Annotated in this window: 8 protein-coding genes; 1 reads left to right on the top strand and 7 read right to left on the bottom strand. The window is 38.9% G+C overall.

Annotated elements, in window-relative coordinates; translation table 11 throughout:
• From Q8907_05245 to Q8907_05275, 7 genes are all read right to left on the bottom strand, one after another.
• Window positions 1–659: glycosyl hydrolase 115 family protein (locus tag Q8907_05245; protein ID MDP4273669.1), on the bottom strand; the 659-nt coding region annotated here is incomplete at its 3' end.
• A gap of 367 nt (window positions 660–1,026) precedes the next feature.
• Window positions 1,027–1,179 carry a hypothetical protein gene (locus tag Q8907_05250; protein ID MDP4273670.1) on the bottom strand — a complete coding sequence of 51 codons (153 nt, stop codon included), beginning with the start codon at window positions 1,177–1,179 and terminating at the stop codon, window positions 1,027–1,029.
• A 58-nt stretch (window positions 1,180–1,237) separates the two neighbouring features.
• Complete coding sequence (locus Q8907_05255; protein MDP4273671.1) at window positions 1,238–4,279, bottom strand: glycosyl hydrolase; 3,042 nt, start codon at window positions 4,277–4,279, stop codon at window positions 1,238–1,240.
• A 1,362-nt stretch (window positions 4,280–5,641) separates the two neighbouring features.
• Window positions 5,642–7,447 (bottom strand): RagB/SusD family nutrient uptake outer membrane protein, encoded by a 1,806-nt coding sequence (locus tag Q8907_05260; GenBank protein ID MDP4273672.1) that lies wholly within the window; start codon window positions 7,445–7,447, stop codon window positions 5,642–5,644.
• 18 nt (window positions 7,448–7,465) lie between these two features.
• Window positions 7,466–10,711 carry a SusC/RagA family TonB-linked outer membrane protein gene (locus tag Q8907_05265; GenBank protein MDP4273673.1) on the bottom strand — a complete coding sequence of 1,082 codons (3,246 nt, stop codon included), beginning with the start codon at window positions 10,709–10,711 and terminating at the stop codon, window positions 7,466–7,468.
• A gap of 291 nt (window positions 10,712–11,002) precedes the next feature.
• Entirely contained in the window at window positions 11,003–12,097 is a 1,095-nt protein-coding gene (locus tag Q8907_05270) for a FecR family protein (GenBank protein ID MDP4273674.1), read from the bottom strand.
• A gap of 64 nt (window positions 12,098–12,161) precedes the next feature.
• Complete coding sequence (locus tag Q8907_05275; GenBank protein ID MDP4273675.1) at window positions 12,162–12,707, bottom strand: RNA polymerase sigma-70 factor; 546 nt, start codon at window positions 12,705–12,707, stop codon at window positions 12,162–12,164.
• Between the two features lie 503 nt (window positions 12,708–13,210).
• Here Q8907_05275 and Q8907_05280 point away from each other — a divergent pair.
• Window positions 13,211–13,846, top strand: coding sequence for a TetR/AcrR family transcriptional regulator (locus tag Q8907_05280; protein ID MDP4273676.1), 636 nt, complete (start codon window positions 13,211–13,213; stop codon window positions 13,844–13,846).
• Window positions 13,847–14,145 lie beyond the last annotated feature (299 nt).

Here is a 14,145-nt window from a genome sequence, read left to right on the forward strand (position 1 = left end):
CCGATTGTTTTTGTTTCCGGATCATAGACTTTCCGTGCCCACGGACCGAAACCCTGTTCTTCGTCGTTAATAAAAATTCCACGATATTTCACGGATGGAGGGCCGAAAATATAGCATCCCGGTTTAACAAATATGCTTTTACTTTTTTTTACAGGTACATCGGCCCACCAATACCAGGGTGAAACCCCTATTTGTCTGGAAAGCTCATATACCCCATAAGCTGTGCCGCGTCGGTCACTTCCGACAATTGCCAGAATTTTCTTTCCCGGATTTTTAGGCGAATCTATAACCTGTATCAAAAACTTTTCCCATTGATTTTGCAACCTCGAAACGTCTAAATGTGAATATTTCACCAACTTGTAAATAAACTTGCTGCGGCCTAAGGTGCCAATGACAATCTGTGGCTCATCAACCATGACGTTAGCAACTTTTGGTACAACGTTTGTGACGTTTAATATGTCTTTACGTAAATCGTTAGCGGCAATTTTCACCACCTCGTAATCGAGCGTATCTACAACAATTGTTGCCGCCGACCCTCGATCTGCAACCGGCATTCCGCCTTGCAATTTACTGGCTGTAACTATTGAACCCATCTCCTGTGCTGTTACCGTTAACATACAGATACAGCTGAGGATAAAGGATAAAAAAAACAATTTCATAATCTATAAAGTTTTAATTTTACGGCAAAGAGCGCAAGAGACAATAATTACCCTACACGATTTTATACGTGGGCAGCCATTCTCAATACCTATTATTGGAATGTTTGTCAGTTCTTTTCACAAGCCGCAACCCTGATTTGCCAAGTAGTATGCCGGACGTTTCGTTCTGAGCCGGTCAGCTCCCAACTAAAACAAAGACTTGCCAAAGATATACTTAAGGGTCTCTACTTAAATTCGATTCCATAATCCATTTCTCTACTTATTGCATATTCCGCAGAAATAAGTTTAAAAACCGGGGGGCAGTCGTTAAGCCAGCTACTCCCCCTTGCCAAATGTTAATAAGAACCGCCTTCTAAGGTTTTTATTCCTAATTACTGATATTGGTACTATTATTGATTTCAAAAGTGGGCTTGTCCCCTGTTGTTGTCCTGACAATAATGAACTCCACATCTTCCGCTTTGATAACCGGCACCAGGGTGGCTCTATTAAGAATGTTATCACTGAATTTTAAACGACTCATTTTGTGGTTTTTATCTTTAAAACCAAGGATATCGATCATGACGTTTGGCATTTCACACTTAATTAATTGAAACTATTTTCACTGGCCCCAGCAAACCGGATTTTTCCAAAGGTGTATCTGCCGTCCAAGGCGCTGTATGCGGAGTCAATTTTCTTTCATTCACTGGTAGTCTCATGTCCCCAAGTATGCGGTTGATCCATGTATTTACTACCTCTACCTCAATTTTATTTTCACCTTTTTTGATGGCACCTGTAATATCAACGCGGTATGGAGCTGTCCAAACGCCGCCAACATACCTTCCGTTTATTTTAATTTTTGCCATCATACCCACATAACCTAAGTCAAGATATAAATTACCTTTAGGCAGTTTATTTAACGTTATACTATTTTCATACACTGCCTGGCCGGAATAATATTTTATTCTGGCATCTTCCGATTTTGTCCAGTCCTCCAACTGATTGAATGTAACTGTTCCGGCGGGGCCTCTTTTTATCGAATCGCTTTCAAATTTTATTTTCCATGAATTGGTTATTTCAGCGACTACTACAGGTATTGGAAAGTTTGCTTTTAATCTATAAGCTGAATGCTTAACCGTTTTTTGGAACACTACAAATGCACTTTCATATGCTTCCAACTGCAACGGAACAGCTGTTATTTTGCCGTTGTCGGCAAATTCCGGCAAAGTTCGGGTTGCTCCGCTTACGGCATTCCACAGTTCGGGCTGTTTGCCGGAAACACGAAACCGGGCATTAAATTTTATCGCTTTATTGCTTTGATTTGTGATAAAATAAATATCCGTGCCGTTGGCAAGCGCGCGGTGCTGATAAAGAACAGGAACGCTTTTGTCCAACCCGAAATCGGGTGGAATGTTTAAAGTAGCAAATACTTCTTCCAAATTGTTGTTTGCCGGAATTTTATTCTTTAATTTCTCAGACAACGCCTGCACATCACGGTCGGCTTGCGGGTAATTTTGCAAACTTGGCGAACGCTCAGGTAGCGGACCGATAATTGTTGCGCCCTCTGCAACTAATTTTTCTATTTTCCGCAATACTTCCGGGCGCATCGTTTTATTATTTGGTAGAACCAAAACGCTGTACGAAACTCCGTGCGGCAAAACAAGGCGACCGTTTTTGACTTCCAGGCTGTTGATAAGCACTTCGCTATTTATAAAATCGAAATAATAACCTTTGGGTAGTGCAGGTTTCATTTCGCCAGTCATGATGGGTACGTCTTCGCCAATGTAATAGGCAACATCGGCAACGTTCAATCCCTGTTGCAGCATATAGGAGGCACGTTTTGTATAATCCACAAACAGGTCTAACTGGCTGAACCATGTGTTTTTTCGATTGAATTCCGTACTAAACCATGCATCAACGCCAGGGTATTCATCGTTGTCGTATTGCTGTATATAAACATGGTATATCATTGAATTAATGCCGGTAGCGAAGGCCAGATCGCCGTAACCTTTCAGCATACCCGGATAGCGTTGATAATGACTTTCTCCCTTCCCTCCAGTAAAAGATTCGGCCCATGCCCTTGATTTTCCGTAAATATGGGCAGCGGAAGCGGCAGCGCGTTTTTCCGAGACATGTTGGTCATTCCAAAACTCACCTGCAACTTCATCGCTCTGGCCGCCATATTGAAGAAATTCACCGGTAAAACCGTAATGACCGTAATTTTCCAGCCAGGTTTTCAACTTGTATTGATGCGATATTTCGCGCAGTCCGGCAACGTATTCATAAGCCATCGCATCGGCGATGAAGCGGTGCAAATCCCATAAAAAACGCTCGGTTAGCTCATGGTTTCCAACAACATAACCATAATATGCGGGCAGGTAAGGCGTAGGATCGTAACCGTAACGCTGTTGGAATTTTTCCAACATTCCATCTGTAATATTCTGGGACGCTTTTTCCCAGGAATCCATCACGGTATATTTCCACGAGCGGCGGTCTTCAGCGGGAATACGCCTGTAAATTTCGCCCAGAAAACTTTCAAAATGTGCCTGGATATGTTTTTTATTGATTTTATCAACTTCCAATCCTGTTGCCTCGGGCGAAGCGGGCGTGTTTTTAATTGTTGTGGTGGTCATTCCCAACCTCATAATTGTCCATTCGCCCGCGGGAACAGTCCAGTTTAATGTACCGTCCCCGGAAAGATATTGGGAAATATCCAAAACTTTTTCAGGATTGACAGCCCCTTCCGATTCACTTACAGAGGGATAATTTGTTTCTCCTGCAGAAGGGAAAAAAGGAGGTATGGTTGTGGGGAATTTTGCATAAATATTTTCCGGGTAATGATTAACAAGCGGTGAAGAAGTAAGCACCAGCGATGAGATTATGCTTTTTGGTTTTGCATTTTTGAAAATCAGACGGAACTCCTTGCCTGTGGTTTCAGTAAGTGACTCCACTATGGGTGAGAGCTGGTCGTAGCCGCGCTGAATATCAATTGTAACATCCCTGTCGAGAGAAAATTCTTTTACGGTGCGATACCCATTTCCGTCTTTTACCTGAAAAGCACATTTTGCATTCAGATACTTATCAGGATAAAGCATAATACCGCGCACGGTTTCGTTTTTGGAAAAAGAAATGACAATGGGAAGACTATCCGAAACTGTTATATTGCGATATGAATCATCCAATAAATTTTTACGCGCTGTTGGAAAAGCAATGGTTTTCAAGTCCTGAAAATGATTGGTCGGCGGTAACAATTTTACAGAAATCTTTCGTCCACCCGACACCTGAATTTCCTTCGAGGCAAGATAACGCATGGACTGTTCTGGTTTTATCCATGGCCCTCCCGACTGGCTCCAACCTGGGGAATTGAAGATACCGATTTCGATATTCAGTTCGGTGGCAGTTTTTAAAGCAGTGTGTATAACCTCCCACCATTCGTCAGACATAAATTTTACTTTACCGTACGGATAATTTTGATTATGATGTGTACTTGGCCCAATGTTGCCAATGAAAGCCAGATTTATGCCTGCTTTTTTCATGGCTTTCAAGTCGGCCACAACACCTTCTTTAGATATGTTGTCACTCATCCAATACCAATATACTCCGGTGCGAATGCTATCGGGCGGGTTTAAAAAGCTTTTTTCCAAAAGGGAGCTTTTATTTTGTGCGTTCGCAATGAATGATGCGAATAAAAAACATAAAAAAAATAAATATTTCATTTTATTAAGTCGAATTAGTCATTTAAATAATATTCATTTTAAAAGTATATGGCTGTGTGGCCAGCATTCTATTTGGAAGATTGTCAAATAGTTCTTTTTTTATGAAGTTTCGATTATACCTAGTATATATACTCATAGATATAAGATAGTAAATGATCATCATGGTGATACATTCCTTTGTACCAATCCTTAGCTCTATAAATCAGAAAAGTTCTCTTCTTTCTTATCAGAGGAAACTTATTTTAGATTGCTAAAATAATCTTTCAAAGGAGCATAGCCTGCCCATTCATCTGTTTTAAACTCTGCTGCTTTATCTATGTCTTGTTTCATACCCGTATCCTTAGGCAATGGAATGTTTCATAACTTTGCCATATAATCTGCTTATATTCTTCCATTTATGTTCAACTATAAAGACTGCAAGTTTCTTTTTTACGCTATTTCGCACAACAACATATTCTTCCTGGTCCCCAACAACCCTTTCCTCTACCCCGACCTTATCCTGAACATTGCAACCTTAACCTTTTGTGTAAATAACCAGCAGGTCATTTGGCGTAACCCTAATTCCCGGCTAAGTTCTGTTGAGGACATATCTTTCTTATTGATGCGAACATGACAAAAACATAAGGTCTTCAACAGGAAAAATACACCCTGTGAAAAAGGGTGCCACTTGTAGGGGAACTGATGTAAAGACACTTGGTGCATTGGCGGTTATACTTCTTCTCCTTCCAACAATATTTGGTTTTATCACATTTAGGGCAAACGTAACCATTTACCCATTTTTTCTGCCTGATATTCAATACAAGCATTATCATTGGAGAATTGTTATTGAGACTCGAAAATCGTAAGACCATCGAAATTATTCTCCATTATCAATATTTTTATTCCTCTAGAATACAATGTTTTATTGGCAACATGTCTAATTCAATTATTATATTTAGAATAAATAGTTTTAAAATAGTTCATTTAAAATTATATCGAAAATATAAAATAATACAGCATGTTAGATGTTTGTTGGCAGTGACTTATAATTTTCCTTTACTAAAATTAAAATTTCAATCAAATAAGAAAAGCCAAAGGATCGTCCTGTTCTTGCAGGTACGATCCCTGTTTCATTCACATATAACAGCCTATTTTGCATTATTCAATACTTTATTCATTCCAAAAAATTACAATTATAGTACTATATCAATTATTATACCGGCCATTCTCAAATAGTTAAACTAAAGGCAACAGGCTTAATTCTTAAAGAGAAATCAGCCAGCTGCCTTTTGAATAATTTTTAGCTAAGCGTTAATAACCAGGATTCTGGGGAAATTTTGGGCCAACGGTTACTAAATCAATCTGTGTCTGAGGTATCGGTCTCAAAGACATAAAGTCTTGTATATTGGGTCCCGCTTCCGGATTTAACAATTTTACGCGACGAACCAGCGATTGCGTACGCACCAAATCATACCACCTGACTGACTCTCCATAGAGCTCCCGTGAACGTTCATCTAAAATAAAATCAATACCCGCTGCCTGTAATTGGGCAGGGGTTACCTGCATGGCAGCTACGGCACCAGCAGGTGCTGCCGGTGCATTTGCCGGGCGTGCTGCTGCTCGGGTTCTTAAAACGTTAAGCATTGTTGCTTCTGTATTATAATCACTCATCTTGAATGCAGCCTCTGCAGCGATCAGGTAAAGTTCTGAAAAGCGAAACAGCACAAGCGGCCTCAAAGAAGCATCATTAATACCCGGGCGCATAGGATCATCAAACTTTTTAACGGATGGATACATGGAAGATGCCCAGGGATTTGCATTTGTCCCGGTTGCTGCTGCTGCCAGTGAGGGGCGCAGAAAAATGACGCCTTTAAAGGCAGATCTTGCCGCAGGTCCGGGATCGAATGGAGGAGTCCATAATGCTGTATCTACCCCTACTTTTAAAGTGCCGCGTGGAGTAGTTACCTTGTTATTGGCTATCCAGGCTGTTTGAAAAGTAGTCCAGTAGCGATAATCATTGGTTTTGTCGGCAAAAAGAACCGTTTCCACCCAATCCGGATTAGGTCGGACACGCTGCCAGGGACGGCCATTCGTCAAATCTCTGGTCATCAATGAAGCACCGCTATTTGTTGGATAATTGGCAACAATAGTTGGGTAATTGGGCCGCAAATAAAAAGCCCATCCGTTAGATTGCGTATTGTTGTTATTGGGTACATATCCCCCGTACTTTATGTCGGTACTGTGCTCGATTGCAAACAGGTCTTCAATATTGTTGGCGTCATTGGCTTCCTTATAGGCGTCATCGTAACAGGGATATAAACCAATTCCATAGATCGAAGCACTGTTGATTAAACCTTGGGCCGTATTAAGGGCATTTTGAAAATCATTAGGTTGTGCAGCGTTTGACCATGCCCGCGTAAGATAAACCTTTGAGAGCAGAAATAGAGCCGAAGCCTTGGTGGCAGCATGTCCAGCAAAAGGAGAAGTGACCATAGAACTGATTTTTTCACCCGCCTTAGTCTGAAGTTCGGTTGAAGCCTCCGTTAAATCCTTAATTATTAAATTGTAAATATCTGCTATTGGAGCTCTGCTATCACTTAAACTGGGTGTTGTGATAAACTTGTCATGTAAAGGCACATCTCCAAAATTCCTAATCAGTTCGAAGTAAAGCAGGGCTCTTAAGAATTTTGCTTGTCCAAGATATTGATTGCGGACAGTAGAATCAGTAAAGACCGTTTGCCCATACTGCAATACTCCGTTTAACGTATTAATACTCTGATATGCATTTTGAAATAATAAGGCGAAAGTATTATAGACAGAAGCATTGTTCACAAAGTTTGTGTAGGTTTGAATGCTAACGCCTATGGTAGATGGACTGCCACCTAATAGAAACTCATCGGTCCCTCCCTGCAGCATATAAAAATAGTTTTCTGATCCCCAGAGCGATCGGAGACTATTATAAACTCCGGAAATTCCACCTTGCACTCCGGATTGGGAGGTAAAAAACGAAGGGGTGATACTCGCCTTAGGCTCCTGCTCTAAAATTTTACTACAGCTGAACAGGCTGAAAACGCATGCAACAGATAATATAACTGTTATTTTATTATGGATGTTCATTTTTCTTAATTTTAAAAATTAAAAACTTGCATTAATGCCGATTGACCAAATTCTGACCTGAGGGAGACTTAGCCCTATGGTCAATGCCCTGCCAAGTGCATCACCGGAAAATCCAGAAGCACCACCAGACTGACCACCATAACGATTACTTTCAGGATCAATACCAAAGCCTTTTTGCAATAAAGGTGCATAGATTATAAACGGATTATTCACAATCACAGACACTTTTAAAGATTCGATCAGTCCTTTTCTGAGAATACTTTCCGGAAAGATGTATCCCAGGCTAATACTTCTCATTTTAATAAAGGAACCGTCCTGATATTGTAACGTCGAACCATATAAAGGGCTTCGACTAGCATCAGGACGCGGAAAATCATTTGTAGGGTTGGTCAGCGTCCAGTAATTCAGGTTATACTGATTCACGCGTCCGATGTTGAAGAAGCCTTCCTGGTCAGCAATATAGTTCACACACACCTTTTGTCCCATTCTGGCAAATGCTACTGCCGTCAACTCAAATCCCTTGTAACTAAAGCGGTTTGTTAATCCGGCAATGTAATCCGGTTGAAAAGAACCTAGTATCTGACGGTCGCTTGCATCTATCTTTCCGTCGGCATTTACATCCTCAACCTTGATCCAGCCAGGTTTTTCGCCGTATTGAGCTGCTTGCGTTGCCTCGCTTGTTTGCCAGATGCCCACTTTTTTATAGTCGTAAATTACATTAAAAGGATGACCGACAAACCATCCGTTTACAATATCCTGCTGAAGTCCGTCATGCAATGCAGTAATCTCGGAACGTTGAAAGGATATATTGAAGTCCGTACTCCACTTAAATTTGCCATCAATATTACGGGAATTCAGTGTGATTTCCAGTCCCTTACCTTTCGAATTGCCGGCATTTACGGTAGTGGTTGCGGCACCGTTACTTAAGGGCAATGATTCCACTTGCAGAATATCTATGGTTTTCTGTTTGTACACATCAACTGACCCGGTGATGCGATTATTCAACACACCAAAATCGACACCCAGATTGACATTGTCCGTATGCTCAAACTTCAAGTCTGGATTGGGCACCGATGTTACAAGGTAACCGTTCTGCAGGCTTGACCCGAAATTGTAGGCAACCGCACCCAGGTTGCCAAGGATCTGATAAGGGCTGATATTCTGATCGGCTGTAACTCCGTAGCCGACCCTCAGCTTTAAGGAACTCATCCAGGGAACCGATTCCATAAAATTTTCGCGATCAACATTCCAGCCAAAAGCAAAGGCAGGATAGGTAAAATATTGATGTCCGGAACCTAAAACTGATGAACCATCGCGCCGTACGGTGGCTGTTAGCATATACTTATCATTAAATCCATAAAACAAGCGGGCCATATAGGAGATCAGACCTCGTTCGGCATAGGAAAAGCTTGAGTTAGAAAGGTTGGTCGAATTTGCAAGGTACAAATTGTAACTTTGCAGATAATCGGCGGGAATACCAGTGGCATTTAATTCGCTTCCTTGGGTATGATCTTTCTCAAGATTAAATAGACCCGTAAATGTGATATGGTGTTTTTTTGCAAATATTTTGTCATAAGTAAGGATGTTATCAATCGACCAAACGTAATTTTCGCCGTTCCAAACAGATGCTGTTGACTGGTCCTGGCTTGTATTGGTGTTTACCATCGTATTAACCGGAGAATAATCATTTTCCTGACTTTGGTTATAAGACAAACTCGCGTTCAACCGGTATTTTAAACCATCAATAATGTTTGCTTCGGCATAAACGACATTGTTGGTAGCAATGCGGCGGGTGGTTGCTTGAATGTTCGGATTTCTTAAGGTTAACGAATTTAAAGCATTCAATTCGCCTAATGTTCCTTTCGCCGGCCTCACATTAATGGTGCCGTCATCATTATATGGCGACAAAAGCGGACTAAGAGAGGCTACCACCTGAATAAAATCTCCTGCATTCTCTGTATAGGCCAAATTGTTATTTGAAGTCAACCCAACTTTGAAAACTTTATTAATTGTTTGATCAAGGCTAATTAGCAAACTACCTCTGCTATAATTTTGACCATATTCAATACCTTTTTCATCCCGGTAACCACCACTAATTGAAAACTGAGTATTTTCGTTTCCTCCTGAAACGCGTAACTGATTATCGGTAACAAAACCAGTACGCAACAGCAATCCAGGCCAATACGTATCCGTTCCCTTATCAATTCCTTCCTGCTCTGCAACAGTTATCGGATACGAAGTGTTGCCAGGGCTTGTGGAATTACCGTTCATAGTTTCTTGTTTAAAAGCAACATATTGCTTTGCGTCCATTAAATCATACTGACCGATGGCTTTCGATACTCCTGAAGTCGTACTGAAGTTAACTATTGTACGGCCATTTTTCCCGCGTTTAGTGTTAATCAAGATTACCCCGCCTGATGCGCGAGAACCGTAGATTGCCGTTGCAGAAGCATCTTTCAAAACCTCAATACCGAGAATGTCGTTAGGATTGATATCGTTAAGCCTTCCGTTGATGAAGGGGACTCCGTCCAAAACAAACAAGGGGCCATTAGTGGCATTGGCGCTACTGCTGTTAGTGGCAAAAGAACGCTCACCACGTAACCTGATCTGTCCAGTGGACCCGGGAGCATTACCTGTTGAAGAGATATCGAGTCCTGCGATTCTCCCCTGAAGCTGATCGACGACATTGGTCTGAATAGGAACTTGCTGCAAAGTTTCTCCCGAAACTGAAGTTACAGCCCCGGTAACATCCCTTTTACGCTGTGTACCATAACCCACCACCACAACTTCATCCAGTTTCTTAATATCCGGAGTAAGTTGAATATCAAGATTAGATCTACCTTCAACATTTACTCTCTTGCTGAAGTACCCCATATAAGAGATTAATAGCACACTGTTTGCATTTGGCACCTCTATTGTAAAATTTCCATTAGTATCTGATATAGTACCAATAGTAGTACCTTCAATTGAAATACTTACACCGGCAAGTACTTCACCTGTAGCAGCACCTGTAATTTTACCGGATATTTTTTGCTGCTGCAAAATTTCCTTTGGCAATATAACTACAAGATTATTACCCAAAATACGGTATGTATTTCCGGTTCCCCGAAGGATCATGTCCATGGCATCCTCCAGATTGGCTTTTTTTATATCTACCGTGACGTTTTGATTTTTTATTACCTCATCCCGGTAAAGAAACCTGACTTTACTCTTGGATTCAAGAGTAAATAGAAGATCCTTTAAGGATACATTTTTTTCTTTCAATGTATATTTATTCTGAGAAAAGACTGATGCATTAACTGATAGCAGATTAAGCATCAGTAGTAATGTTGTTAATCTCATAATTAATAGTAGTTTGGTTTGGGAAAATAAATATCTTTCCCATTCGAATTTTGAATGAATTTTCATAAATTTGATCCGTTAATAGTAAGTAAATTGATTATTAATAATTGCTTTTTAAAACGGGGAATGCTGCAATCATTTCCCGTTTTTTTACTGGTGTTGGTTCGTCGCTGTATTATTCCATAGGCTGTATATTTTAGTAAACAATTTAATTTATCTGTAAATGATTATTTTATTCTTATTTATAGTATAATGAAATTGCGCGATAATTTGTAAAGCTTTTATTGCTTGGTCTATAGGTTCCTCATCAAACTTTCCCGTGAGCCTGCTATCATTAAGCTCCCGATATTGATTATCAATCACAACATTATACCATCGTTCCAATTTAGGGATAATATCCTCAAATTTCTCATTGTTAAATACCAATTGATTATCCTTCCAGGCTGTATACAAATTCGTTTTTATCCCTTCCTCAATGGTCAAAAGAGAATTTGGTTGTATGTCTTTGCCTGAATTCTCTGAAAATTGGTCTTCCTCTTTGTTCTCTTTCGCATTCTTATAAAAAACTGCTTTCTGATTAGGTTTTAGAAGGGCTATTTCCTTAAGATTTCCTTTAGTTAGATTGTCTTTCTCCAAAATCTGAACAGATCCCGAGACAAGGGTTGTTTCTATGGTATTTTCTTCAGGATAGGATTTTACATTAAAAACTGTCCCTAAAACACGAATAGTTAATTTTGATGTCTGAACAGAAAAAGGATGCTTGGCGTCTTTCTTAACCTTAAAAAAAGCTTCTCCTTCCAAGTAAACATTACGATTAGTCTCAAAATTGGAGGCATACTTAATTTTACTGCCTGAGTTCAGATTAACGATGGTCCCGTCTGGCAAAACCGCCCTAGATTTTGAACCATAGGGAACAGTAATCTCATTACTAGCTTCAGCTTGGGGCACAACTTTTTCACTATAAAACAATCGGTTGCCAATCCATGTGATTCCTAAGGCAAAAATAAAAATTGCGGCATATCGCATGAAGGCCAGTAATCTGTTCGAAATGCTGCGGGGTTGGATCTCAGAAGCAGCCGGTTTCAATTCACCTTTCATTCTCGAATGCAACTGGGCTAAGAGTTCTTCGGAAGACTTTGTACCTTGGTATTCTGCCGGTTTCCCCCAGTCTTCCGACATAAGCTCTTCTACTTTCCTTTGAGATTCAGCATCTTTTAAAAGACTAAACAACTCTTCCAACTCCTTGGGAGTAATATATCCCAGCTTGAGCTTGTTTAAAAATTCCTTGATTTTTAATTTATCGTCCATATAACATTTCTTAATTGTGTATTAAAATAAAAGGAGAAGTTCCGTGAAGAAGGGAACAAAATTTTTATAGAAATTTTTCCAGAATGGGGCGAATATAGTTCAGGACGTTCCTGATTTGAGTATCCACCGTGTTTTCAGAAATCTGTAAGGTCTCAGCAATTTGTTTATAGGAAAGCCCTTCTTTTCGGCTTAGCAGAAATATCTCTCGCCGTTTGGGAGGAATTAGGGTAAGTAATTTCTCTAAAAGATCTTCTAAATCATGAAAAAAAATCTGGTTTCCCGTATCAAAGTCATATTCCAATGTAAGATCTTTCGTTTTTTCAAGGAAAGCTTTACGGTACATTTTCTTCTTTATAGCATTATAAACATGATGCCTTGCTATCGAAAACAGGTAAGTTGCAAATGACCTTTCTTCATCGATGGTAAAACGGTTTTCCCAGATGGCAAGAAAAACGGTTTGCCCGATCTCTTCAGCCTCTTCTTTTGAGCCTGTATAATGATAACAAAAACTAAGAACTTGTTTCTGATAACGGGCAAAAATCCAATCAAAGGCCTTTACATCAGATTGTTGTAATGATTTCAGAGCTTCTTTTTCATCGATAAATGACATTCCGGTTTTTTTAATTTTATTTCTAGTTTAAACGAAATAAAACTAATATATTCAATAATGCAAACATTATTTTAATTTCTTCATTTTTTGTTTCGACATACAAATTGGCAGATATTGAAAGCAAAGGTCCAAGAAAATTGCCGCGTAACTGATTGTTTGGCGATTCCCTGCCCCAGTAAAATCCTTATATAGTTTAAATCTTTAGGTAAACCTGAGGTTTTGTTCTCATTTTTTATTGGCTTAAATTTTGTCTCAATCACTGGTTGGGGAACTTAATCGGCTTTTTGTGAAAAAATTCTGCACAATCTATTAAAATAATCTTCACTTTTAGATGTGAGTAAAATGAATAATTTTCATAACCAAACAAAACTTATAAACCTGATATAAAGAATAATAGCAACATTAATGTCGTTACATACCGTTAGCAGCAAGCAAATATTTAAACATTATTTGAATATATTAACGCCGTTAATTATATTTACACCGTTAATTTAATAAATTCAATGATGAAAAATAAGGAAATACAAGAAAAGCGAATGAAAGAATATTTCATTCAAGCTACAAAAGACATTTTAAAAGGAGAAGGTTTAAAATGTATAAGTGTTAGAAATATAGCTGACCAGGCGGGGTATTCTTATGCAACCTTATATAATTATTTTAAGGATGTTAACGATTTAATATTTCTATGCGTTAATGATTTTCAAGAAGAATGTAAATTATTTGTTACTAAACAGACAAAGAAAACTCCTAAAGGGATAGATAAGGTTAAAGCAACAGTTTTAGCATACATAGGCTATTTTGTTGAATATCCCGGCATTTTTGATTTGTTTTATTTAGCCCGGGTGGGTGATTTTGGAAATAAACAAACAACAATTAATGTGATAAGCACCTCCCTGGATGATGTTTGCGATACAGAATGGGATTATTGTATCAGTCATCATTTAATGCCAGAGGAGAAAGTAGGAAACATTAAAAATCAACTTAAATATACTGTAATTGGATTACTATTGCTTTATTTAAATCGGCGAACACCTGATTCCTATTCGGATTTTTTAAATCAGGCTAATACTCAGATTGATTATCTGTTGGGCTTAAATAATAACAAAACAATTTCAAAAATCAAAAATGAGAATTCATAAGATAAAATTCTTTGATTTTAGGTAATAAAGGATTCAATGACAGTAAACCTCACAAGGATTCTTATTGAATTGGCAGGATGGGTTAAGAAGAATAAGGGGAAATTATGCCTGACAAAATCATCAACAAAGATTCTTGAATTATTGTATACATCTCGTTTCGTCCGGAAATCTCTTAACAAAAATTATTAAATCCATTTTTTAATTTTCGACAAATTAATTAAAAATGGCATCTTTACAGACAGTCACTTAAAAATATTACCATACTTTTAATTATTTTCTTCAATTTATAGGGAAGTTTA

Source organism: Bacteroidota bacterium (genome assembly GCA_030706565.1).
Lineage (GTDB): Bacteria > Bacteroidota > Bacteroidia > Bacteroidales > JAUZOH01 > JAUZOH01.

Coding starts and splice junctions, on each gene's coding strand:
- Q8907_05250 (MDP4273670.1), bottom strand. CDS start 1,179: ATGAGTCGTTTAAAATTCAGTGATAACATTCTTAATAGAGCCACCCTG.
- Q8907_05260 (MDP4273672.1), bottom strand. CDS start 7,447: ATGAACATCCATAATAAAATAACAGTTATATTATCTGTTGCATGCGTT.
- Q8907_05270 (MDP4273674.1), bottom strand. CDS start 12,097: ATGGACGATAAATTAAAAATCAAGGAATTTTTAAACAAGCTCAAGCTG.
- Q8907_05275 (MDP4273675.1), bottom strand. CDS start 12,707: ATGTCATTTATCGATGAAAAAGAAGCTCTGAAATCATTACAACAATCT.
- Q8907_05280 (MDP4273676.1), top strand. CDS start 13,211: ATGATGAAAAATAAGGAAATACAAGAAAAGCGAATGAAAGAATATTTC.